This window comes from Winogradskyella ursingii, from assembly GCF_013403975.1.
Taxonomy (GTDB): domain Bacteria; phylum Bacteroidota; class Bacteroidia; order Flavobacteriales; family Flavobacteriaceae; genus Winogradskyella; species Winogradskyella ursingii.
The window spans coordinates 256,007-281,766 of the sequence record NZ_JABFDH010000006.1 but is presented as its reverse complement, the minus strand read 5'-3'; the positions used below and the strand labels follow the sequence as shown (position 1 = coordinate 281,766).

The window sequence follows — 25,760 nt, the reverse complement described above, 5'->3', positions numbered from 1 at the left end:
GATAATTGTTCAACTGATCTTGAAGCAACGTTTAGCGATGCGGTTACTGCTGGCTCATGTGCCAACGAATCGACCATCACAAGAACTTGGACATTGACAGACGAGTGTGACAATACGACCACTTTGGTACAAACAATTACTGTTGTAGATACAATGGAACCTACATTTACAGTACCTGCTGATATTACAATAGAATGTGATGTTGATGCAACCGATTTAACTATAACAGGGGACGTGACAGACGAGGCGGACAACTGCTCAACTGGTCTCGAGGCGGCATTTGCCGATGCGGTTACCGCTGGCTCATGTGCCAACGAATCGACCATCACAAGAACTTGGACATTGACAGACGAATGCGACAATACAACCACTTTGGTACAAACGATTACAGTTGTCGATACAACGGAACCGACTTTTACAGTGCCTGCTGATATTACAATAGAATGTGATATTGATGCAACCGATTTAACCATTACAGGTGACGTAACAGATGAAGCGGATAACTGCTCATCTGGTCTCGAGGCGACATTTGCCGATACTGTTACAGCTGGTTCTTGTGCCAACGAATCGACCATTACTAGAACATGGACATTGATCGATGAGTGTGACAATACGACCACTTTGGTACAAACGATTACAGTTGTCGATACAACGAAACCGACTTTTACAATACCTGCTGATATTACAATAGAATGTGATGTTGATGCAACCGATTTAACCATTACAGGTGACGTAACAGATGAAGCCGATAACTGCTCAACTGGTCTCGAGGCGACATTTACAGATACTGTTGCAGCTGGTTCTTGTGCAAACGAATCTACCATTACCCGAACATGGACATTGATCGATGAGTGTGACAATACCACGAACTTAGTGCAGACAATTAATATAGTCGATACAACCGAACCAACTTTCAACGAAGGCTTGCCTACGGATATGACGGTTGAATGTGACGCTATCCCAGTTGCACCTATTTTGACCGCTTCAGACAACTGTGGCACTGCCAACGTTGAGCTGACAGAAACCACTGAGGCTGGAACTTGTGATAACGAATTCGTTATTACTAGAACTTGGACGGCGTCTGATAGCTGTGATAACGAGACTGTACACGTTCAAATAATTACTGTTCAGGACACGTCGGAACCAACTTTCAACGAAGGCTTACCTACGGATATGACGGTTGAATGTGACGCTATCCCAGTTGCACCTATTTTGACCGCTTCAGACAACTGTGGCACTGCCAACGTTGAGCTGACAGAAACCACTGAGGCTGGAACTTGTGATAACGAATTCGTTATTACTAGAACTTGGACGGCGTCTGATAGCTGTGATAACGAGACTGTACACGTTCAAATAATTACTGTTCAGGACACGTCGGAACCAACTTTCAACGAAGGCTTGCCTACGGATATGACGGTTGAATGTGACGCTATCCCAGAAGCATCAACTTTGACCGCTTCAGATAATTGTGGAAATGTTACTGTAGAATTCGAAGAGGAAATTACAGATGGTGCTTGTATTGGGGATTCTATCATTACAAGAACATGGACAACTGTTGATGCGTGTGGAAATGACAACATTCATATTCAAATTATTACTGTTCAAGATACCACTGCACCAATGTTGGTAACACCATATGACGAAACAATTACCGTAGCTTGTGATGATATTCCTGAAGTTCCAAATCTTGTTTTTCAAGATGCTTGTTCTAATGATATTACGGTGACTTTTAACGAAGATTCTTCCCAAGCAAATGACTTTCAAGATTATCAGATTATTAGAACTTGGACCGTGGTAGATGATTGTGCCAATGAAGCTGTATTCACCCAAACCATTAATGTAGAAATCAGTAATGTTATTAATGCTTTTGATGCCACACGTTGTGTACTTGATTCGGAATTTGACTTATTCGATTTGTTATCAGGAGATTTTAATATGAATGGTGAATGGAGTGTAATTGACGGTGACGCTAACATCAGTGGAAGTTTCTTTGATCCATCATCAGTAGAGGTTGGTATGTATACCTTCCAATATTCAATAACAGAAGGACCTTGTCCTAAAGAAATTCAGGTTAACGTGACTATCGATGATGATTGTGTAGTATTGGCTTGTGGTAAGGACAACGTAGTTATTTCTAAAACAGTAACTGCCAATGGTGATAATTTCAATGAGTTATTTACTGTGAGCGGAGTTGAAGAATGTGGATTTGTAATTGAGCTTGAAATTTTTAACCGTTGGGGAGCTAAAATTTATGAAAACAGAAACTACCAAAACGATTGGAGCGGTGAAGCACACAGCTCTTCTGTAGGCGCTTCCGGGAAAGTCCCAACGGGTACGTACTACTATATAATTAAATTAAGAAACAGTGGGTTAGAACCTTTTGCAGGTCCTATCTACGTTGCAACAAAATAAAAAACCTACGATGAAATTAAACAGATATTTATGTGTTATACTGTTTGCGTTGAGTGCTTCAACAGCTTTTTCTCAGCAGTTGCCTCAATTCACGCAGTACATGTTCAACACTATTTCAATTAATCCTGCTTATGCAGGAAGTAGAGAGACTTTTAGTGCCGTTGGTTTACACAGAAGTCAGTGGATCGGGTTGGACGGCGGACCAGAAACTCAAACGCTTTCCATACATGCACCTTTGAGAAATCAAAAAATTGGGTTAGGACTTTCATTTATAAATGATGAATTGGGCTATGAGAATTTCTCATATTTATATGGTGACTTTTCATATACAATTCAGACTGGTGAAAAAAGTAAATTAGCTTTTGGTATAAAGGCAGGGTTTACTCATTATAGTCTAGATCAAGAATTATTAAACGATCCGTCGGTTGTAAATGACCCATTTTTTAACGACGTATCTAACCGATGGAGTCCCAATGTAGGCGCTGGGTTATATTGGCACACCAACAGATGGTATGTTGGGCTTTCGGCACCAAGAATTCTAAATACGGATTACAATAAAGGTGGTAGTGGCAATGTAGACTACGTTGCTTTAGAACGAATAAGCTACTATTTTACAGGTGGTTATGTTTTTGATTTGAGTCAGTCCGTAAAACTTAAACCATCAGTTTTATTAAAAGCTACTAATGGTGCACCGCTCTCATTTGATATTTCGGCAAACTTTTTGTTTAATGAAGTATTCTGGATTGGTGGTGGTTACAGAATTGACCAATCGGCAGCAGCAATTGGAGCAATTACCGATTTTCAGATTTCAAAACAATTGAGAATTGGATATGGATATGAATACCCAATTTCTGATATAAGACCTTACACTAGTGGGACACATGAAGTATTACTTATGTTCGAAATTTTCAAGAACAAGCGTATTAAATCACCACGTTATTTCTAAATCGATACACATTATGAAAACAAATATTTTTTCTCTTTTAGTTATCCTAACTTTTTCTATGTCTTTTGGACAAACAAAGTTAGCGGATAAATTTTTTGAGAATTTTGGCTACGTAAAAGCCATTGAACTCTATGAGAAAGCTGCAGCAAAAGGTGATAGTAGTGTGCATGTTTTAACACGATTAGGTGACGCCTATTATAACAATTCCAATTCTGATAAAGCAGCATTATGGTACGGTGAAGCATTGAAACAACATAAGAAAATCGATGCAGAATATCTTTATAAATATATTCAGTCTCTAAGAAGTATTGGTAAATACGAAGAGGCAGACAAATGGTTTAAAGAATTAAGCGCAGTCCAACAAGGCGATAGTAGGTTAAAAGGTTACAACCCGGACGAAGTTGATATTTACAATAAATTGACCAACAAATCAAATGATGTGGTCAAAATCAATAATTTGAATATTAATTCCGAAAAATCTGATTTTGGTTCTTACCTCTATGATGACATACTGTATTTTGCCTCCTCCCGAGGAGATGACAAAAAAGTGTACAGCTGGAATCAAGAACCTTTCCTAGACCTGTATCAAGCAAAACTTCATCGAGGGGATAGTATACCTAAATTTGAAGATGTTTCTGAAATCATTTCCAATGATATAAATTCAGAATACCACGAAGCATCCGTGGCCATCACAAACGATGGCAAAACCATGTATTTTACCAGAGATAATGTTAACAAACGTAAAAGACTGAAATACGATAAAGAGGGAACTACACATTTAAAATTATATAAAGCCAAATGGATAGATGGCGCATGGAATGATATCGAAGAGTTACCTTTTAATGATGAAGTTTATTCCACAGGACATCCGGCCTTAAGTCCAGATAATAAAACGTTATATTTTGTATCGGACCGTGAAGGTGGCATTGGACAAACTGATATATATTCGGTCGAAATAAAACCAAGTGGCAGCTACGGTTCCCCGCAAAATCTTGGAGAATCTATAAATACTGAAGGACGTGAAATGTTTCCTTTTGTAAGCAAGGACAGTACCTTTTACTTTTCATCTGACGGACACCTAAATTTAGGGCTACTAGACATATTTAAATCTAACTTCTTAAAAAATAATAATTCAGAACCTGAAAATTTAGGTTCACCATATAACAGTGGCTACGACGATTTTGCTTTTTTTATAAACTCCAATTCTGATTCGGGCTATTTTTCTTCAAACAGACCAGGAGGTAAAGGAAGTGACGATATATACAGTTTTGGCACTTCGCCATGTGAACAGGAAATATCAGGTGTTGCGAAGGACGCTAAAACCAATATGATTTTAACGGGAGTAACTGTAAGGTTGATTAATGAGACAGGTAAAGTACTGGAAGAAATTGTTACCAAAGCAGGCGGAAAATATATGTTTAAAGTAGATTGTGATAAAACCTATACTTTGGTTGGCAATAAACCTGATTACAAAGAAGATAAAAGATCAACTACTACAGATGGTATTTCTGGTACAGTAACCTCTGTAGATTTAAAATTGACACCTCTAATTATTGATAGTCAAATAGTCATCAACCCTATTTTCTTTGATTTTGATAAGTCTAACATCAGAACCGATGCACAATACGAATTAGAAAATATTGTAGATGTAATGCGCAAACATAGTGATATGGTGATTAAAATTGAATCCCATACCGATAGTAGAGGTCGAGATAATTATAACTTAAAACTATCTGACAGACGTGCAAAATCTACAAGGGATTATATCATTTCCAGAGGAATTGATCCTTCTAGAATTGAAAGTGCTATTGGCTATGGAGAAACTCAATTACTTAACGAATGTGCCAATGGTGTAAAATGTACAGAAGAAGAGCACCAAATAAACAGACGTTCTTATTTTTATATTGTAAAAGAATAAAACAACAGCAATTTGTTTAGTTATAAAGCAAGCTCTATTAGGCTTGCTTTTTTTATTCTGAAAAGTAGACGAATTTAAATTTTGTTGTATGCAGTACTGAATAATAGAATTCTGATATTCAAACTCTATTTTATAATTGAAGGTTTAGATTGGTATGGATCAAAAATACACCCCTTCTAACGATTGAAAATAAGACAAGCCATTGTCAGTACATTTATCAAAGAAGTATCTTAAAAAGGTAATGGTTAAAGATAAATAGATATTATTAAGTCTTAATCATCTCATCATTTCTGCAAAAGGAATAAACACTACCCGTTTAAGACTACCTAAAGTTATGCCCTAGTTGAAATGACAACATATAGTTTATAGTCAATAAATAAAGTTAATACTTTTAAATGGTAATGTTTTAAATCTTACAAATTGATATTACGTCAGATAACTATAATGCCTCACATAAACCCAATTCTTATGAAGGTAAAATTGTGTTAGCTATAAACATAAAAAAAACCGCAATACTGCGGTTTTCTTTTGCTATTAATCAACTTTTAGAGCGGTTTTATCGCTTTATAAACATATTTGTAAAATACCACTTACCTGCATCATTCTGCTCAGCAGAAATATCAAAGTGGGTAAAATCACCTTCTATGTTATCTTTATGGCTTTCACTATTTAACCAAGCATTTACAACTGATTCGGCAGAACTAAAACCATAGGCTACGTTTTCTGAAACGATGTTTGCATCTGCATTAATTTGAAGGCTTTGTTTTCTCTGAAAAAAATTATCATGTGATACATTATCTACTTCAATCATATAATCTGTATGTGTAAAAGCAACAGCCTTTACTGTAGAGTGGTCTGTTAATGGATTTAAACCTTGATTGATTCTATAAGCGTTGATCAACTCCATTATTTCTATTTCAATTTGTTTAGCTTGGGGTGCAACAGGCACTTCAATTGCCTCGATACTTTCGTCCATATCACCATCAGTAGAACAAGAACTAAAACTTAAAAGGGCAACAATCGCCATAAAAGGCATTATATTAGAAAGTTTCATATGTAGGTTGTTTAGGTTTGGGATTACTAATCTAACAACCTATAGGCTAAAAAAAAAAGAAATGCAGATAATTTCGATGAAATGCATGCATTTAATCGATTTTTAATGTAGAACATCGATGAAATGCACTTTTTGAGCTAATTTTTTGACACTTCAACGTTCTTTTTTAATTTTTATCGATAAAGTGATTTAAAATAAATTACACATTAAGCATCATGGAGATAACCTCTCCTTTTTCCAGTTTTGTGGGGTTTCAAGTTTATAGCGTATTCTATCATGCAAACGGTTAGGTCTGCCTTGCCAAAATTCTAATTCAATAGGTTTTACAATAAAACCACCCCAAAATTCTGGTCGTTCTATTTCCCTACCTTCAAATTGAGATTCTAAGGACTTTAATTTTTTTTCGAGTACATCTCTATCTTTAATCGGCTGACTTTGATTTGAAACTATAGCACCCAGCTTACTTCCTCTTGGTCTCGATTCAAAATAATCATCGCTTAAACTTTCGGGTACTTTTTCTGCTTGACCCTTGATTATTATTTGGCGCTCTGCCGCTGGCCAGAAAAATGACAGACAAACATTAGGATTAGCTCTTATTGCTTTTCCTTTTTCACTGTTATAATTTGTATAGAAAATAAAACCTTCACTTGTGTATTTTTTGAGCAGTACTACCCTACTTTTTGGAAACCCATCCAAACCGATAGTAGAAATAGTCATAGCATTGGCCTCATCTATTTCTTTATACTGATCTACTTCTACAAACCAATCTCTAAATAATTCAAATGGATTTTCTGATGTATTTTCTAATAACAATTCGTTTTTTTTATATGATTTCCTGTAATTGCTTAAGTCTCTTTCCATTATGTATTTAATCTAATATTTTTTGCTTATTCGCTTTTAAGCATCGTAAATTCCATATAAATTTACGTATTAAAATTGATTAATGAGATTTGAAAATACTGAATATGCCAAGCATCTATCCTTCAAAAAAGAAGAGTTTAAATTTGGCACTTTCTATATTACCGAACAGTTTGTGCTTTCTGAATTAAACGAAGGTGTTCACGTCGATTTATCTATCGCAGTAGAAATTATTGATCGTTTGAACAAATATCTCAAGAAGGATCAAAAATTAGGTTATATTTCCAATAGATACAATTCCTACTCCTTTGATCCACAGATTTGGACAGAATTAAGTAAAGATTATGATTTTTTAGTCGCTACAGCCATCGTATCTTATAATCAACTGAATCACTTAAATGCTACGCTAGAAAAACAGTTTTTTAAAAAAAGTTTGAAACGCTGTAGCAGTCTTGATGAAGCAATTAAATGGATTTCAAATTTAGACGATTTTAAAAATTAAAAACTTTTGAATCCATTGCCAATTTCACATTATCGAATTCTGTCTCTGCTTCAACTTTAAATTCCCTTATATCATCATAGCGCGTAGAATAATGGCCCAAAATAAGGGTACCGACGTTCGCATGTTTTGCTATGGTTGCTGCTTGTTTCGCTGAACTGTGCTTTGTTGGTTCACAAAGATCTCTGTTCTTTTCTAAAAATGTAGATTCGTGATATAATGCAGTGACATTTTTTATCTGGGGCACTATACGCTCATTATAGGCTGTATCACTACAATAAGCATAGCTCTTTGGCGGTTTTGGATCTATTGTGACTGTCTTATTATCAATTAATACACCATCTTCATTTACTACATCTGCACCTTGTTTAAGCTTTCTGAAATAGGCTACATTGATATTGGCTTCATTAACCGCATCGATATTTAGTTTACGATCATTTTCTTTTTCTCTAAACAAGAAGCCATTAGTATATATTCTGTGATCTAATGGAATTGTGGTAACTGTCACCTTATCATCTTCATAAATGAGCTGTGGTTCTTTGGATTCCAACTCATGGAAGATCAATGGGTATTTGGTCCAACCTCCTGCAAGTTTCATCTGAAGCAGAATTACTTCCTTTAGACCTTTTGGTGCATAAATGTTGAGTTCAGTTTCACGAGACAGAAGACTGAATGTATTCACCAAACCAATTAAACCAAAATAGTGGTCTCCATGGAGATGTGAAATGAAAATATGTTTTATTCTTGAAAACTTTATTCGGTTTCGTCTCAATTCTACCTGGGTACCTTCACCACAATCTATAAGAAATACATGGTTTTTAATCTCTAAAATCTGTGCTGTCGGATTTGTATTGGCTCTTGGAGTGGCACTGTGACAGCCGAGAATAGTTAATTTCATGGATATTTTTCAGGTTTATGGTAAGAGTTTACAAACTCTAAACTTATTTAGAATCCCAAATCACGTTCAATATCCTCCATTTCGATAATATCATATGCTTCTTTCATAGTCGGTACAACTACTAGCTCATCTGGCATTTCGTCTAGATTAGCATTGGCGGTAACAATAACAAAAGATTTTTTATCAGCTCTGTGGTTATTGCTTAAACGAAGAAACTCTACAATATCCATTAATGTTACATTATCTATACTGGTAATATTTACTACAATATGATAATTTTTATGTTTATTGTAACCTTGCTCTATATTATGCACCAACGTTTTGATAGATGCCTTTTCTTGGGTAATAATAGTAATATTTCCGTCTCTATCTATAATCATAATTTACTGTTTTATTTTAGACGCTAACAAATATATGACTGCCATGCGAACTGCTACACCATTTTCAACCTGATTGAGAATAATAGATTGTTTGGAGTCTGCTACATCACTAGTGATTTCCACTCCTCTATTGATTGGTCCTGGATGCATGATTACAATCTCTTTATTGAGACTGTCCAACAGTTCTTTATTAATTCCGAATTGCTGAGTATATTCTCGAGTGGAAGGAAAATAGCTAATATCCATTCGTTCGTTTTGAACCCGAAGCATATTTGCTACATCACACCATTCTAATGCCTTTCTTAAATTAGTTTCAACTTTTACTCCTAAATCTTTAATGTATTTTGGAAGCAGAGTTTTAGGGCCACAAACCATCACATTTGCACCTTGTAATTGTAATGCGTAAATATTTGAAAGTGCCACACGACTATGAAGAATATCTCCAACAATCACCACATTTTTGCCTTTTACTGTTTTTAATTTTTCTCTAATAGAATAAGAATCCAATAAAGCTTGTGTAGGATGCTCGTGTGCACCATCACCAGCGTTTATAATACTTGCATTTACATGTTTAGACAAAAATACACCTGCACCAGGGTTGGGATGGCGCATTATTACCATATCCACTTTCATAGACAAGATATTATTTACGGTATCGATAAGTGTTTCTCCTTTTTTTACTGAAGATTGAGATGCTGAAAAGTTGATTACGTCTGCAGAGAGTCGTTTTTCAGCAAGCTCAAATGAAAGTTTAGTACGAGTAGAGTTTTCAAAAAAAAGGTTGGCGATGGTAATATCTCTAAGAGAAGGCACTTTTTTGATTGGTCTGTTAATGACCTCTTTAAACTGATCTGCAGTTTCAAAAATAAGATCTATATCCTTTTTATTTAGATATTTAATTCCAAGTAAGTGATTTACACTCAGTTCGTTCATTCTTCTTTAGCTTTTAACTATTAGCTCATGGCCTTTAGCGTTTCACCTTTCAACTAGAATTTTCAATTTACAATTCTAGCTTGATTTATCTATCCACTAGATAAACTGCATCTTCACCTTCATTCTCTACCCAGTTGACTTTTACTTTTTGTTCGTCTATTGCATCCACCTGCCTCCCTCTATAATTAGGTTGTATGGGTAGATGTCTACTAAAACGACGGTCTATCAATGTTAACAATTCTACATTTTTTGGCCTTCCAAATGATTGAATTGCGGTTAGTGCCGATCGTATACTTCGACCTGTATATAAAACATCGTCAATGAATACGACATTTTTATCTTCAACAATGAAGTTTATTATTGTGGTATTGGCTTCCAGAGGTTTGTCTCCTCGTCTAAAATCATCCCTGAAAAAAGTAATATCCAAATGACCGAGTTGGATATTTTTAATTTTATATTCTTCGGATAGCATTTGCGATAAACGGTCGGCTAAAAACTTGCCTCTTGGTTGAATGCCAACTAATACAGTTTCGGAAAAGTCATCGTGATTTTCAATAAGTTGGCAAGCCAATCGGTGTAGCGTGATGTTGACTTCCTTAGAGTTAAGTAGTACTTTTTGACTCATTATGCTTCCAAACTTATTTGGTTTACAAAGTTAAATGAAAAAATGTGGATTGCAATGTTTTTTCTCGCTAAGGTGGTACGAGACAATAAGCAATAAAAAAGCCTCTCGAATCTCGAGAGGCTTTAAATATAATAGGATGAGAAATCTTCCCAACAACTATCGGGATGACCCTATCAGAAATTTACTATTTCTTCCCGTCCATTTTATCTTTAAGTGCTTGTAAAGCATCATTTGCATCACCTAAAGTTGGCTTAGCTTCTGCCGCTTGAGCTTCCTGTTTTTTCACAGCTTGCTTAACGATTTTTGCTTCTTCTTCTCTAAATACTGCTGTATGCGATGCTACAACACGCTTGAATTCTTTATTAAATTCAATGATCTTAAATTCTGCTTCTTCACCTTTTTCAAGTTTAGAACCATCTTCTTTTTCAAGATGACGTTGCGGTACAAATGCCGTAATATCTTCATTGAAATCGATTGTTGCTCCTTTGTCTACCATTTCGGTAATGGCAGCTGTATGAGTAGTTCCTAAAGCAAATTCAGTTTCGTACTTGTCCCAAGGGTTTTCCTCAGTTTGTTTGTGACCTAAAGATAATTTACGTCCTTCAACATCCAATTCTAAAACTACAACATCTAGCTTGTCACCAACATTACAGAATTCTGATGGATGCTTGATTTTCTTAGTCCAAGATAAATCAGAGATATAAATTAATCCGTCGATACCTTCTTCTAATTCAACAAATACACCAAAGTTTGTGAAGTTACGCACAATACCTGTGTGCTTAGAACCTACAGGATATTTAGATGTAATATCAGTCCATGGATCTGGCGTTAATTGCTTAATACCAAGAGACATTTTACGATCTTCTCTATCCAAAGTCAATACCTGTGCCTCAATTTCGTCTCCTACAGATACAAAATCTTGTGCAGAACGTAAATGCGTTGACCAAGACATTTCACTAACGTGAACCAATCCTTCTACACCTTCTTCTACTTCTACAAACGCACCGTAATCAGCAATGACAACAACTTTACCTTTTACTTTATCACCCACTTTTAAGTCTTCGCCTAAAGCTTCCCAAGGATGCTTAGACAATTGCTTAAGACCTAATTGGATTCTCGATTTGTTCTCATCAAAATCAAGGATTACAACATTTAACTTCTGATCTAACTCAACGATCTCATTAGGATGGTTGATACGAGACCAAGATAAATCTGTAATGTGAACTAAACCATCTACACCACCTAAATCGATAAACACACCATAAGAAGTAATGTTCTTCACAATACCTTCTAATACCTGTCCTTTTTCTAACTGGCCAATGATTTCTTTCTTTTGCTCTTCAATATCAGCTTCAATTAAAGCTTTATGAGAAACAACTATGTTTTTGAATTCGTGGTTGATTTTCACAACTTTAAATTCCATAGTTTTATTTACGTACTGATCGTAATCTCTAATAGGCTTCACATCGATTTGAGAACCTGGTAAGAAAGCCTCTATACCAAATACATCTACAATCATACCACCTTTAGTTCTGCATTTTACAAAACCATTTACGATTTCTCCAGTATCATGTGCATTGTTTACACGATCCCAAGCTTTGATTACTCTAGCTTTTCTGTGAGACAATACCAATTGACCTGTCGCATCTTCACGTACATCAATTAATACTTCTACTTTGTCACCAACTTTAAGATCTGGGTTGTAACGGAACTCGTTAAGAGAGATTACCCCTTCAGACTTTGCATTAATGTCAATAATAGCATCTCTATCAGAAATATGAATTACTTCACCTTCTACTACTTCATCGTCCAAAGTGTCGACGAAATTCTCAGATACTAATTTTTCAAATTCCTCAAGTTTTTTGTCTTCAACTTGCTCAATTCCTTCTTCGTAATTGTGCCAATCGAACTCCTCTAAGAATTTTTCTGGATTTTTTTGCGCTTCACTTACATGAGGTGCAACAGCCGTAGCTGTTTCATTTGCTTCAGTTGCTTCAACTTCGGCTTGTTTTGTTTCTTTTTCAGACATGTGCTGAATTAAAATTTGTATTCTACTAACTTATCAGAAAATGATGCGGAGCAAGCTGTAGAAGGTTTTTTTGTTTTTTTCGTTTCCTCTTCGATTTTCTTTAACCGCCAAAAAGGTGTGCAAAAGTACAATATTATTAGAATTTTACCAAATAAATATTTGAAACAAATCACTGTGAATCATTTGGTTAAATTGTTGTAAAAATCAATTCAAATTTTAACATATTGGGTATTAATTAATATATTTACGATATTACTAACACTTAAAAATTGAAATGATGGTTAAAGCTAAATATCAAGATGTTCTTGATTTAGGACAGAAGTTGAATATGAAAGACGGTGACGTTAAGGTAGAAGACGGAAAACTTAAAGTTTGGGGTACAGCGAGCACACAATACGAAAAGGATTTGTTATGGGACGAAATTAAAAGAATCGGTGGTGAAAATCCATCTGATATCATGGCAGATATTAAAGTTGCAGATTCTTCCGTATATGCAAGACACACTGTAAAGTCTGGTGAGACTCTTGGTAAAATTGCTAAGCAATACTATGGAGAACCTTCAAAATATCAGAAAATATATCAAGCAAATACAGATATTCTTAAGAATCCTGATTTAATTCATCCAGGACAAGAATTGATTATACCGAATGATTAATCATTGATAAAATAATTAAATTTTAAGAAAAGTGGTAAACGTTTCCGTTTACCACTTTTTTTATGATGACAATTTTAATTGAATTCGATGTGCTTATACAAACCAATAAAACACACGTTATGAAATCAATTAAATTTTTAGGATTCTTTTTACTTTTAGTTTTATCTTTTTCCTGTAGCAAAGACGATGACAATTCTTCTGACGAAGAAGATATTAGACAACAGGTAGAGAACTTTGTTACAGCAGATTTAATTGCAACGCTAGAAGAATTAGGTTTTAACTTTAACGATGGGGAAGACTCACCAAATATCGAAGGGAAATTTCTTTATGAACCTATTGTTTTATTAGCAACAAACGTTCCTGAAGACTTTGCTATTGGGACGCAATTTTTAAATTTTGAAGCAGAATTTTCTAATTTAATTCCGGATGAAAGACAATTCACATTAAGAACTGCTCAAGGCACCGCTTCTCAATCTGAAGCTGTCACTAACACTTTTTATTCAGGGAATGGCAATAGTTTTTCGGCTTATGCCAAGTTAGGTGTAACGGTACAGGGTGGCGTCGCAACTTTGTTATACGCATTTTCAGGAGATGTGACTGAAAACGGCATAACCAACGCACAAGAAGCATTAATTATGCTTGATAATAATAGTATTGAAGGACTTTTAGAGAATGGCCAAGGAAGATTACTAAGAGACGAAGATGGCACTGCAGAACGTCAATAAGGTCTAAAATAAATAACGAAGCAACTGCAGCAATTATTATAATTAATCTGTAGTTGCTTTTTCGATTACTTCTTTAGAAAGTTTTAAAAGCGTTGTCAACTGTTCAGCTATTGTCAAATCAGAATTGTCGATTTCAATCGCGTCTTCAGCTTTCATCAAAGGCGAATCCTTTCTTGTTGAATCTATACGGTCTCTCGTGGTTACATTTTCCAGTACATCGTTATAATTTAAATTATGACCTCGCTCCAACAATTCTTTGTAACGACGCATTGCTCTAGTCTCTGCAGACGCAGTCATGAAAATTTTTAGGTCAGCATCAGGAAAGACAACAGTACCAATATCCCTTCCATCCATTACAATTCCTTTGTCCTTACCCATGAGTTTCTGCTGTTCTACTAATTTGGATCTCACTTCAGAAATTGCTGCAACAGGACTGACGTACTTAGATACTTCTAAAGTTCTTATATCAGACTCTATATTTTCACCATTTAAGTAAACTTCGGCAAAACCAAGATTATTATTGAATTTGAAGGTGATTTGAATTTGATCTAAATTTTCAATTAGTTTTTCAATCTTAAAAAATTCCGCGCCAATATAATTTTGTTTTAACGCAAAATATGTAACAGCTCTGTACATGGCACCCGTATCTACATAAATATAATTTAATGCTTTTGCCAATTGCTTTGCTATGGTACTTTTCCCCGTTGACGAAAACCCGTCTATAGCAATGGTTATTTTATTGTCCGGTACTTTTTTGTTATTATCTCCTTCTACCATCTAAATCTATTTGAAGCCCCAGAAAACTCGTGTTAGACGCACTGGTATATCTGGCATGCGTATAGCTAAAGCGCAATTTATTCATTTTAATCCCAACACCCACCGAAAGACCTGAAAAATTCCTTTGATCGACAATACGCAATTCCTCCGCTCGCCTAAAATTATAACCAACTCTAAGATTAAATCCACGGTCTGGCCAAAGTTCTGCACCTAAAATTAAATGACGCAGAGCTTGATTAAAAAAACTTACCTTTTCTTCGGTCTGGTTGCCGTCTAGATCCGTAGTGGCTCGAGCAGGATTAGAAACGCCAATTGGCCATTGCTGCAAATTATCTAACGTTAAATGCCAACGTAAATTAATATTTTCTAAAGTTTGTGACATTCCAAAATTTACTTCGAAAGGTAACGTTTCGTTCTGGCCAGCGTATGTACTGAATTGTGTACCTAAATTTCTAACCGTAACAGCTGCGTTAAAATCAATATCTTCGTTAATATACATAATTCCGAAATCCAATGCGCCACCAACAGAATTGTATTGTTCTAAAAGGGAGGTGATAATTTTTAAATTGGCACCTACATAGAAATCTGAAAAAGGAATATTGTAATTATAACCAGCAGAAACTGCAGCTTCGTTTCCTGTGAATGTACCAGTAGAATTTCCCTGAAGGTCATAACCATCAAAAGATCCATAATTAATGTAAGTAACACCAAAATGAAAAGTCTGCAAATGCCTATCCCAAGTATAAGCATAAGCTGCTGTACCATAACTTATACCACCTAAATAACTAGAATAGTTTACAGCTAATTGATTGTGCATTTGGTAATTGATGGAAGCAGGATTGTATAAAGCATCAGTAACATCGTGATCAAAATTTGTGATGATTTTACCTCCTAAAGCGGCTTGTCTAGGTGACGAAACCAAATTGAGGAATTGATAAGTAGATTCGCCACCTAGTTGTGCAAACAATGGCAATGCCAACAATAGAACAAATAAGTTGGTAATCCTCTTTATCATAGATTTTGCAAAGTAACTAAATCTATCTTATAACGATGCTGTAAGATCTTTATTTTTGATGGTGGAAAGTTTCTATTTTAACTTTAGTATCTGCCCCTCTTTTATCAGGTCGCTGGTAAGATTATTCAGTCTTTTTAAATCGGCTATTTTAGTGTTATTTCTTCTAGCAATACTAAATAGTGTATCACCTCTGGAAACCGTCCAGACTGATGGGCTTTTAAAAGTTTTTATAGCATTTTTATCAATTGATAATTTTTGACCGACTTTTATGATATTTGAATTTAGATTGTTAATTCGTTTTAAATCTTCAACCTCAATCCCAAAACGCTTAGACAAACTATAAAGTGTTTCGCCTTTTGAAATTGTATGATATGTTAAATTGCCTTTTTGCTGAACCGAACTTGATTCATTTTTTTCTATCAAATTATCATCGCTAAAATCGCTAATGCGCAGTACTTGATTTTCTTCAATTAATGTGGTTTCCAAAGAATTTAATGCTCTCAACCTGTTTAATGAAATGTTGTAACGCTGAGAAATATCAGACAGCCTTTCCCCTTCCTTGACGATATGAAATTTTTGGTTTTCACTAACCAAAGCATTTGTATTTAAGGCGTTTAGAACACTTTGACCATCCTTAATTTCAGGACGTAAAACTCTTAAAGTATCGGAAATGCCCGCGTCTTTAACATCTTTTAGAACAATCTCTCCAGTAACCAAATTAAGCCTGGCAGGTTTGCCGTCCAATAGAACATCTTTGTAATTAGCATTGTTTTGTGCCATAGCGCTGTAAGCGAACAGACACAAAACAACAACTGATATTCTATAGATTTTTAGCATTTTTTACTTTTTGTTTTGTAATGGCAATCTTTAACACATCACTCATATCCTTTACGTAATGGAAGGTTAAACCCTTTAAATATTCTGGTTTAATTTCGTCAATATCCCTTTTATTTTCTTCGCAAAGTAGTATTTCCTTAATTCGCGCACGCTTTGCCGCTAATATTTTTTCTTTAATTCCGCCCACAGGTAATACTTTACCACGCAAGGTAATTTCACCTGTCATAGCGATACTCTTTTTCACTTTACGCTGTGTAAACAAAGATACTAAAGAAGTTAACATCGTCACACCTGCACTTGGGCCATCCTTTGGTGTGGCACCTTCTGGTACATGGATGTGTACATTGTATTTTTCTAATACCTCTGGATTTATACCAAATTCATCTGCATTAGATTTGATATATTCCATCGCAATGGTCGCAGATTCCTTCATCACCTTACCCAAATTGCCAGTGATGGTAAGATTCCCTTTTCCTTTCGATAATATGGACTCAATGAAAAGAATATCACCACCTACTTTTGTCCAAGCCAATCCAGTCACCACACCAGCAACATCGTTATTTTCGTATTTATCACGCTCTAATTTTGGACTCCCCAAGACTTCAACAACATCATCGTTTGATATCTTGATATTGTATTCTTCATCCATCGCAATATTTTTGGCAGCATATCGCACCATTTTTGCAATTTGTTTTTCCAAACCTCTTACTCCAGATTCGCGTGTGTAACCTTCTACAATTTTCTCTAATTGTGGTTTTGCAATTTTTAACGATGTATTATCAAGCCCATGTTCTTTTAATTGTTTCGGCAATAAATGGCGCTTGGCAATTTCAACCTTTTCTTCAATCGTATAACCAGTTACATTTATGATTTCCATACGGTCACGCAGTGCAGGCTGTATGGTATTTAAACTGTTAGAAGTTGCAATAAACATGACCTTAGAAAGGTCATAACCCATTTCCAAAAAGTTATCGTAAAACTCATTATTTTGCTCTGGATCCAATACTTCTAACATAGCAGAAGAAGGATCACCTTGATTACCAGTAGAAAGTTTATCAATTTCATCCAAAACAAATACAGGATTAGATGTTCCTGCCTTTTTTAAACTTTGAATGATCCTACCTGGCATTGCACCGATATAGGTTTTTCTATGTCCTCTGATTTCCGCTTCATCACGTAATCCACCTAATGAAATACGCACGTATTCTCTACCCAACGCTTCTGCAATAGATTTTCCTAAAGAAGTTTTACCAACACCTGGAGGTCCATAAAGACAAAGTATTGGAGACTTCATATCATTACGAAGTTTTAGCACGGCTAAATATTCTATGATTCGCTTTTTAACGTCATCGAGACCAAAGTGGTCACGATCCAAAATCTTCATTGCACGCTTTAAATCAAACTTATCCTTACTGAATTCATTCCAAGGTAAATCCAAAAAAAGATCTAAGTAATTACGTTGAATGGAATATTCTGCTACTTGCGGATTCATGCGCTGCATCTTAGCCAATTCCTTGTCAAAATGCTTCTTTATTTTTTTATCCCATTTTTTCTTCTTGGCTCGAGTTTTCATGTCCTCAATTTCCTCTCCAGAAGACACACCTCCACCAAGTTCTTCTTGTATGGTTTTCATCTGTTGGTGCAAGAAATACTCACGCTGCTGCTGGTTCATGTCACTCTGAACCTTAGACTGAATATCGTTTTTAAGCTCTAGCTTTTGATATTCGAGATTCATGTATTTTAAGGTTTGAAGCGCACGTTCCTTAAGGTCATTAATATTTAATAATTCTTGCTTCTCCTCCACTTTAAGATTCATATTGGAGGATACAAAATTGACTAAAAACGAATTACTTTCAATATTCTTAATCGCAAAGGAAGCCTCTGTTGGGATGTTTGGACTTTCCTTTATAATATCTAACGAAAGGTCTTTAATTGAATCGATTATTGCTCGGAATTCCTCATTGTCTGGAGCAGGTTTAGCTTCAGGAATATCCGCGATTTTTGCAGTTAAGTATGGTTCTTCTGAAACAATTTCAGTAATCTCAAAACGTTTTTTACCTTGGATAATAACTGTTGTGTTACCATCTGGCATTTTAAGTACTTTCAAGATTCTTGCTACTGTACCGGTTTTGTAGATATCTTTTTCTGTTGGATTTTCAACAGATTCATCCTTTTGTGAAACCACTCCCACAACTTTACCGCCTTTATTGGCATCATTTATTAATTTAATTGATGCATCTCGCCCAGCGGTAATCGGTATTACAACGCCAGGAAATAGAACGGTATTCCTTAAAGGCAAAATCGGTAAGGATTCTGGTAAAGATTCGTTATTAATCTGTTCTTCATCTTCTGGTGTCATTAAAGGAATTAATTCTGAATTTTCATCAAACTCCTGAAATGACAAACTGTCAAGACTTATAAAATTTCTTTTTCCCATATATTATTTTGAGCCATTCTGTCATTATTAACTACATTCTGGCATTTTATTAAATGTTTTAAATTGCAACTAAATACTGAATATCAAACGATTACATAATATTTAGTGTTTTTTATATTTCTATAAATTCAATTGTTGTGCCATTACTTTAATAAAAATTAATACTTTTTATTTTAAAAGTGTTACATCTCATAATTTTAACATTCACGTTAAAAAAGTTATTAGCTTTCGATAAATTAGAAATGTAAATACATTGTTATTTATTATATTTAAATACTAATTAATCAAAAATACAATGAGACAAGTTATATCAATTTTGCTTTCAATTTTTCTTTTTTCAGCTACAATATCCTGTGCCCAAATGAGTAAATGGAAAAAAGTTAAAGGTGACGGAAACATTACAACAATGATTAAAATCACTGAAGATTATCAGGGATTGCGGGCATCTGGTCCAATGCACATCAAATTAGTTTCAGGTTCCGAAGGTGAAATTACTATTAAAGGAGATTCTAATTTAATGGAATATTTAATAACTGAAGTACAAAACAACATTCTTGTAGTTAAAACCGAAGACGGCTACAATTTGGGACCAACTGATAAAATTTTTGTTACCGTACCCTACGAGACCATCAACTCGATTACACTTGCGGGTTCTGGTGATATTACCAGTAAGGAAATTATAACCTCCAATGATTTTAAGATTTCATTATCGGGTTCTGGAGACATTGAACTCAATATAGAATCAAGTACAATTGACAGTAGTATCGCTGGCTCGGGAAATATAGAATTAAATGGGGCAACCAATCAGCTCCATACAAAAGTAACGGGTTCTGGAAATTTTAATGGTAATGGATTAAAAACCTCTGATGTAGACGCTTCGATTTCTGGATCAGGAAACATAAATGTTACATGTATCGGACAACTTAAAGCACGCGTTACAGGTTCTGGCAATATAACGTATAAAGGAAACCCTCAATCCACAGACACCAAGGTTACAGGTTCTGGAAACATCAAAGGCTAATTAGTGTAGTTTATTTTAAAAGACTTTTCTATTGTTTTGAGAATATGAATTTTATATCCTCAGTAATAGTTTGGCTACTATCATTTGTATTTGTAGCCGTAAATCCATTTGTTACATTCGTAGTAAGAAAATCAGAGTCTCTTAAGTAATAAATAACTTCTTCAGTTTCCAAAAGTGTTAGGATAAAATTGTTACCACTTTGTGTCCATGTAAAATTAACAGTATCCTCAAAATCGGTACATGTTACGAAATAGTCTACTTGATCAATAACACTTGTTTCAAAATTTGGAGTATAAGTTATGGTAGCGTATGAGTTGTAAGAAAATGAACCTGTGCCGTCGGCCAAAAATGTAATGAGTTCATTCTGATAGCAGTCAAATTCCGATAGAATTGAAGTAGTTGCGATTCCGTCGTTATTTATATCCAAAGGATTACCAGAAAGCCAAAATTGCAATTTCCAAATACCAATAATAGGTACAACTTGCAATTCACAATTTCCTAGGTTTTCAATTATTCCTAGCAGATTCTCATCTTCCCCACAAACCTCGATTTGATATAGGATCGCCGCTCTATAATTTTCACATAGGTTTTTATAATCGAGATCGGAAGCATTATTAAAATTGGCTTCGGCTATCTCGGTGGCAGCGATAGCTTCAGCACATAATCTATCATAATCCACGCTGCAATCCCCAAGATCATCTAAAATGCGTTGCAATTCACCTAAAGGATCACCACAAACTTCTATCTGTTTTAACAATGCATCACGGTATATGAGACAGTAGGCTGTATAATTCTCATCGGAAGCATTTGTTAAGTTAGATGCGGCCTCATTAGTTTTTATAACCGCAATTTGACAAGCATCCCATTCAAATGGTTCATCTTGACATCCATTTAATAGAAATAGAATAATAAAACAAAACGATATTTTTTTTATTCTGTCTATAAAATCACACATTATAATTCAGTTTTTAACCTTGGTACTCTAAAGAGCAGAACTATACCAATAAGAAAAAAAACAAATAAGAACAGAATAGAATTACGCATACTACCTGTAATCTGATCTATAAAACCATATATAAGCATACCTATTACAATCCCTATCTTTTCTGCCACATCATAAAAACTAAAATATGAAGTGGTATCTGTGGTTTCAGGTAAAAACTTAGAATATGTTGATCTAGCTAGGGATTGAATACCTCCCATTACAAAGCCAACTAAAGAAGCTGTAATATAAAACTGGGTTGGCGTTTCAATAAAAAAGCCATAAAAACAGAGACTCATCCAAATAAAATTGATAACAATGAGTGTAGAAATATTTCCAAATTTTGCTGAAGCTCTGGAGGTAAGAAAAGCTCCAAAAACTGCTAAAATCTGAATGACCAAAATGCTAACAATTAAACCTGTAGTCTTGGCTTCATCATTTCCCCAAGCAATTTCCTCTTCACCGAAGTAAACAGCCACTAACATTATAGTTTGCACTGCCATGCTAAAAACAAAAAAAGCATAGAGATAGCGTTTTAGTCTTAAATCTTGCTTTAGTTGTTTCCAAACGCCCTTTAACTCTCTGAATCCATTGAACAGTATAGACCTTGTGACCCTATGACCTTTGGAGACACCTTTTGGTAGAACATAAAACGTATACTGGCTAAAAAGTGCCCACCAAATTCCGACAGTTATAAAGGAATAACGCATCATCTGGAGTTTATCAACACCGTTTTCCTGGCTCATTACCATAGCTAAATTTGCAATCAACAAAAGCACGCTTCCAACATAACCTAGGCTAAATCCCTTAGCACTTACTTTGTCTTGTTGCTCCTCAAAAGCTATATCTGGTAAATAAGAATTGTAAAATACCAAACTGCCCCAATAACCGATTAATCCCATAAAATAAAATAATAGGCTCAAGTGAATTCTCTCCAAACTAAACCAATACAAACCAATACAACCTGCAGATCCCACATAACAGAAAAACTTCATAAAGGTTTTTTTATTACCAACATAATCAGCTATACCTGAGAGAATTGGCGACAAAACAGCTACAACTAAAAATGTAAATGCCGTAACAAATGTGATTAATGCCGTACTTTTAAATTCGTAACCAAAAGCAGTAACTTTTTTTATCTCACTTAGAAATAATGCTGAATAAAATATAGGAAAGATTGAAGAAGCAATTGTTAAGGTATAAACTGAATTCGCCCAATCATAAAATGCCCAGGCGTTGAGTAGTTTTTTGCTTCCTTTTTTAATTTCGCTCATGTGCTTTAAATATATATTAAGTTGAGCTGTCGCTTTTAAACGAGATTTGCTCAAATAACAATTTTTACTAAAAAAGCTGCCCATATTGAGCAGCTTCTAAAGTAATCAAATATTATTAACCCTATATTAATTTATAGGTCTATATGATGTAACACCATATTTCCTCGCCTCAGCTTTCGCTTTAGGCACTAATGAATTTAAATTATCAATACGTGTGTCTGGATGTGGATGCGTACTTAAGAATTCTGGTGGTGCTTGTCCGCCACTATTGGCTTTCATACGTTTCCATAATTCTGGTGCTTCCTCAGGGTTATATCCTGCTATAGCCATTAAGTAAATACCTATTTTATCGGCTTCAGTCTCATGACTTCTACTAAATGGAAGTGCAAAGCCCAAGTTACTACCTAATCCGTAGGCTTGCATCCACATTTGTTGTTTTTCGGCACTCTCGTTGCCTGTAGCCACTGCCACAGCTATACCTCCTGCTTGTTGCAAAATACCAGAGCTCATACGTTGCTGACCATGATTTGCTAAAGCATGTGCTACCTCATGACCCATGATTGCGGCAATTCCCGTTTCATTTTTTGCTATTGGTAAAATTCCGGTGTAAAAAGCAATCTTTCCGCCTGGCATACACCACGCATTCACTTGCTCTGATTCAATCAATTTATACTCCCACTTATAATCGTCTAAATAGCCCTGGAAACCATTAGCGTTAAGATAACGCTCAGAAGCCACAGCTATACGCTGACCAACTCGTTTAATCATTTCGGAATCTTGTGTTCCCGTAATTACTTTATTTTCTGAAAGTACTTGATTATATTGTGCAAAGGCAGAAGGAAATAATTGATCGTTACTTACAAATGCCAACGTCTTCTTTCCTGTAAACGGATTTGTTGCGCAAGACAGCACAAAAGCCACGACCGCTATTAAGGAAATTGTTTTTTTTATGTTCATAGTTGAATTATTTTTATACATATAAAATTACGAAAATCAAACCTAAACAAATAGCACATAAGCAAAGTATGTTGACACAAACAATTACTATTCGTTATCTCCTATGATATGTAATTCAGAAAAATTCTTGTCAACCACAAACGAATGAATTCCATTAATCTTCAAATCCTGAAGTGAAATAATTTCATTATCTAATTCAATTTCTTTGATGTCAAAAGGCAATCCATGAATTTGAATCTTAAATGTATCGTATTGAGTTATGTATTTACCTTCTTTATATTGGTTGATGATTAAATCATTAGAACGACCTGTTAAACTAAAATTCCTAAGACTATAACGTCCTTTAGTGTAATCATAACCATCATTGGCGTCACTATAGAACTCACTTTCCTCTTTACCTTTTTTGTAGTATACATCAAGCGTGATTTCATTAATTTCTTTTTCACCAACGTACTGCTGAATCGGAAATTTTGGTATAATAGCACCTTCTTTAACGAAAATAGGCATGCTATCGATATCGGCATCAACCCACATTTCCTTTCCACCATTTACAACTTCATCTGTCCAGAAATTGTACCACTTTCCTTTTGGCACGTACATTCGTCTTCCTTTGGAATTCGGTTCTAAAATAGGACAGGCCAAAATCTGTTCTCCAAAGATAAACTCGTCAATTCTATAATGAGTCTGTACGTCTTCCTGATCGTACATAACCAAAGATTTTAAAAGAGGTGTACCATGATCAACGTAATTCCAAAAAGCCGTATAGAGATAGGGTAATAATTGGTATCTGATTTCAATAAATTTTCTAACGATATCAGTCACGTCTTCATCAAAAGCCCACGGCTCTTGATCACCATGATCTCCAGAAGAATGTACTCTAAAGAATGGGTGAAAAATCCCAAGTTGAATCCACCGTGTGAACAACTCTCCTTGTGGTTGCTCAGCAAACCCTCCAATGTCACTTCCGGTAAAAGAAAAACCGGACATGGCCATACGCTGCACCTGTACATTAGCAATCCATAAATGCTCCCAATTAGCAACATTATCTCCTGTCCAAGTCGATGTATAACGCTGTGTACCAGAATATGCCGATCGGGTAATAACGAAAGGGCGTTTTGGATATGAATATTTCTTTAAACCTTGATAAGTCGCGCGTGCCATCTGCATTCCATAAATATTATGGGCTTTTCTATGACTGCAAGGATTGCCATCATAATCATGTCTTACGTCATCTGGGAAGGTTTTATTTGGCACTTCCATAACGGCAGGTTCGTTCATGTCGTTCCAAACGCCTTTGATGCCAATATCCTCAATTAATTCTTTGAATAATCCTGACCACCACTCGCGGACTTCAGGTTTTGTAAAATCCGGAAAATAACACTCCCCTGGCCAAACTTTACCTTTCATGTATGGACCATCTGCACGTTTACAGAAATAATCGTTTTCCATGGCTTCTCTAAACACAGAATATTCCATATCTATTTTAATACCTGGATCTATAATTGCAACAGTTTTAAAGCCATCGTCTGCTAATTCCTTTACCATACGTTTAGGGTCTGGAAAATAGTCTTTATTCCATGTAAAGCAACGGAAACCGTCCATGTAATCTATATCCAAATAGATAGCATCACATGGAATCTTCAGTTTTCTAAAGGTTGATGTAATTTCCTTGACTTTACTCTCTGGATAATAACTCCATTTACATTGATGAAAGCCTAACGCCCACATTGGTGGTAATTGGTGAGGCTTTCCTGTTAAATCTGTATAACTTTCTACTACATCATTCATTTTAGGGCCGTAAAAAAAGTAATAATTCATTTCACCACCTTGTGCCCAAAAACTGGTAACGTTTCGTCTTTCTTGCGAAAAATCAAAAGACGATTGAAATGTATTATCAAAGAAAATACCGTAAGCTTTACCTCTATGCAAACCTGTATAAAAAGGAATAGCCTTATAAATTGGATCTGTGTCTTTACCGTATGCATAAGAATCAGTTGCCCAATTGGTATAGCGTCTACCCTTAAGGCTCAAATGATTGGGCTTATCACCCAAACCATAATAGCACTCCCCGTCGTTGGAAACTTTACTCATTTTCACGATGTTTCCACCATGCTCATAGCTTTCTTCCCAATGAAAGCCAATTTCATCTTGGTTGATAAGTACATCGTCCTTTGCATCATAGATAGAAACACGAAGACTTTCCTTTGAAATTTCACAACGTAATTTAGATGTTGTGACAATGTAATTATCCTTAGTATCCTTAATATCCAGTTTGTTATAACCAATATTGGCATATTTAGTGATGGCATAAGAAAAATCATTGTCAAAAGCACCAACTGTAGTATACCTGAAGCGCAGAACGCTATCTCTAACAACAGTTAACTGTAGAATAACATTATTATCCGTAGAAAAATACAAGGTATCTACATCTTTATGGAAGTCTATTATTTTTGAAGGAAACAAATTTCCTTTTTGTTCTAAATCTGTATTTACAATCATAGCTTGATTTTAGAGTAAAGAAAGTGTAA

At 35.2% G+C, this 25,760-nt stretch carries 22 protein-coding genes; 7 read left to right on the top strand and 15 right to left on the bottom strand.

The window, feature by feature from the left end; translation table 11 throughout:
* From HM983_RS15600 to HM983_RS15590, 3 genes are all read left to right on the top strand, one after another.
* Positions 1-2,412 (top strand): gliding motility-associated C-terminal domain-containing protein (locus tag HM983_RS15600; RefSeq protein ID WP_179346667.1); only part of this gene is annotated, 2,412 nt, incomplete at its 5' end.
* 10 nt (positions 2,413-2,422) lie between these two features.
* Positions 2,423-3,358, top strand: coding sequence for a PorP/SprF family type IX secretion system membrane protein (locus HM983_RS15595; protein ID WP_179346666.1), 936 nt, complete (start codon positions 2,423-2,425; stop codon positions 3,356-3,358).
* Between the two features lie 13 nt (positions 3,359-3,371).
* Positions 3,372-5,276 carry an OmpA family protein gene (locus HM983_RS15590; protein WP_179346665.1) on the top strand — a complete coding sequence of 635 codons (1,905 nt, stop codon included), beginning with the start codon at positions 3,372-3,374 and terminating at the stop codon, positions 5,274-5,276.
* Between the two features lie 556 nt (positions 5,277-5,832).
* On the opposite strand, the gene HM983_RS15585 is transcribed toward HM983_RS15590, so the two are convergent.
* Positions 5,833-6,330: a CAP domain-containing protein gene (locus tag HM983_RS15585; protein ID WP_179346664.1), complete on the bottom strand. Its 498-nt coding sequence runs from the start codon at positions 6,328-6,330 to the stop codon at positions 5,833-5,835.
* A gap of 213 nt (positions 6,331-6,543) precedes the next feature.
* Entirely contained in the window at positions 6,544-7,191 is a 648-nt protein-coding gene (gene pdxH / locus HM983_RS15580) for a pyridoxamine 5'-phosphate oxidase (protein WP_179346663.1), read from the bottom strand.
* An 82-nt stretch (positions 7,192-7,273) separates the two neighbouring features.
* Here pdxH and HM983_RS15575 point away from each other — a divergent pair, with 82 nt between their 5' ends.
* Positions 7,274-7,690 carry a hypothetical protein gene (locus tag HM983_RS15575; RefSeq protein WP_179346662.1) on the top strand — a complete coding sequence of 139 codons (417 nt, stop codon included), beginning with the start codon at positions 7,274-7,276 and terminating at the stop codon, positions 7,688-7,690.
* Here the strand turns inward: HM983_RS15575 and HM983_RS15570 are convergent.
* The 5 genes from HM983_RS15570 to rpsA form a co-directional block, all read right to left on the bottom strand.
* A complete protein-coding gene (locus HM983_RS15570) occupies positions 7,680-8,585 on the bottom strand; it encodes a ribonuclease Z (protein WP_179346661.1) in 906 nt (301 codons plus the stop codon). The two genes, HM983_RS15575 and HM983_RS15570, sit on opposite strands and share 11 nt — an antisense overlap.
* A gap of 47 nt (positions 8,586-8,632) precedes the next feature.
* A complete protein-coding gene (locus HM983_RS15565) occupies positions 8,633-8,965 on the bottom strand; it encodes a ribonuclease Z (RefSeq protein WP_179346660.1) in 333 nt (110 codons plus the stop codon).
* 3 nt (positions 8,966-8,968) lie between these two features.
* The gene (locus HM983_RS15560; protein WP_179346659.1) at positions 8,969-9,898 is read right to left on the bottom strand and encodes an aspartate carbamoyltransferase catalytic subunit; all 930 of its coding nucleotides are present in this window, start codon (positions 9,896-9,898) and stop codon (positions 8,969-8,971) included.
* 85 nt (positions 9,899-9,983) lie between these two features.
* The gene (gene pyrR, locus HM983_RS15555; RefSeq protein WP_179346658.1) at positions 9,984-10,523 is read right to left on the bottom strand and encodes a bifunctional pyr operon transcriptional regulator/uracil phosphoribosyltransferase PyrR; all 540 of its coding nucleotides are present in this window, start codon (positions 10,521-10,523) and stop codon (positions 9,984-9,986) included.
* Between the two features lie 184 nt (positions 10,524-10,707).
* Entirely contained in the window at positions 10,708-12,552 is a 1,845-nt protein-coding gene (rpsA, locus tag HM983_RS15550) for a 30S ribosomal protein S1 (RefSeq protein WP_179346657.1), read from the bottom strand.
* A gap of 277 nt (positions 12,553-12,829) precedes the next feature.
* Here rpsA and HM983_RS15545 point away from each other — a divergent pair, with 277 nt between their 5' ends.
* Positions 12,830-13,207, top strand: a complete 378-nt coding sequence (locus HM983_RS15545) for a LysM peptidoglycan-binding domain-containing protein (RefSeq protein ID WP_179346679.1) — start codon at positions 12,830-12,832, stop codon at positions 13,205-13,207.
* A 119-nt stretch (positions 13,208-13,326) separates the two neighbouring features.
* A complete protein-coding gene (locus HM983_RS15540) occupies positions 13,327-13,932 on the top strand; it encodes a hypothetical protein (protein WP_218841876.1) in 606 nt (201 codons plus the stop codon).
* 42 nt (positions 13,933-13,974) lie between these two features.
* Here the strand turns inward: HM983_RS15540 and cmk are convergent, their stop codons facing one another.
* From cmk to lon, 4 genes are all read right to left on the bottom strand, one after another.
* The gene (cmk, locus tag HM983_RS15535) at positions 13,975-14,709 is read right to left on the bottom strand and encodes a (d)CMP kinase (protein ID WP_179346655.1); all 735 of its coding nucleotides are present in this window, start codon (positions 14,707-14,709) and stop codon (positions 13,975-13,977) included.
* Entirely contained in the window at positions 14,693-15,724 is a 1,032-nt protein-coding gene (gene porQ, locus HM983_RS15530) for a type IX secretion system protein PorQ (protein WP_179346654.1), read from the bottom strand. Before porQ ends, cmk begins: the two co-directional genes overlap by 17 nt.
* Before the next feature lie 72 nt (positions 15,725-15,796).
* On the bottom strand, positions 15,797-16,561 hold the full coding sequence (locus HM983_RS15525; protein ID WP_179346653.1) for a LysM peptidoglycan-binding domain-containing protein: 765 nt from the start codon (positions 16,559-16,561) through the stop codon (positions 15,797-15,799).
* Complete coding sequence (lon, locus tag HM983_RS15520) at positions 16,545-18,998, bottom strand: endopeptidase La (protein ID WP_179346652.1); 2,454 nt, start codon at positions 18,996-18,998, stop codon at positions 16,545-16,547. Before lon ends, HM983_RS15525 begins: the two co-directional genes overlap by 17 nt.
* Positions 18,999-19,359: 361 nt before the next feature.
* Here lon and HM983_RS15515 point away from each other — a divergent pair, with 361 nt between their 5' ends.
* Positions 19,360-20,019 (top strand): head GIN domain-containing protein, encoded by a 660-nt coding sequence (locus tag HM983_RS15515; RefSeq protein ID WP_246277532.1) that lies wholly within the window; start codon positions 19,360-19,362, stop codon positions 20,017-20,019.
* Positions 20,020-20,047: 28 nt separating this feature from the next.
* On the opposite strand, the gene HM983_RS15510 is transcribed toward HM983_RS15515, so the two are convergent.
* The 4 genes from HM983_RS15510 to HM983_RS15495 form a co-directional block, all read right to left on the bottom strand.
* Positions 20,048-20,974: a hypothetical protein gene (locus HM983_RS15510; protein ID WP_179346650.1), complete on the bottom strand. Its 927-nt coding sequence runs from the start codon at positions 20,972-20,974 to the stop codon at positions 20,048-20,050.
* Positions 20,974-22,275: an MFS transporter gene (locus tag HM983_RS15505; RefSeq protein ID WP_179346649.1), complete on the bottom strand. Its 1,302-nt coding sequence runs from the start codon at positions 22,273-22,275 to the stop codon at positions 20,974-20,976. Before HM983_RS15505 ends, HM983_RS15510 begins: the two co-directional genes overlap by 1 nt.
* A 126-nt stretch (positions 22,276-22,401) precedes the next feature.
* The gene (locus tag HM983_RS15500) at positions 22,402-23,232 is read right to left on the bottom strand and encodes a M48 family metallopeptidase (protein WP_179346648.1); all 831 of its coding nucleotides are present in this window, start codon (positions 23,230-23,232) and stop codon (positions 22,402-22,404) included.
* An 87-nt stretch (positions 23,233-23,319) separates the two neighbouring features.
* Complete coding sequence (locus HM983_RS15495; RefSeq protein ID WP_179346647.1) at positions 23,320-25,731, bottom strand: glycoside hydrolase family 31 protein; 2,412 nt, start codon at positions 25,729-25,731, stop codon at positions 23,320-23,322.
* Positions 25,732-25,760 lie beyond the last annotated feature (29 nt).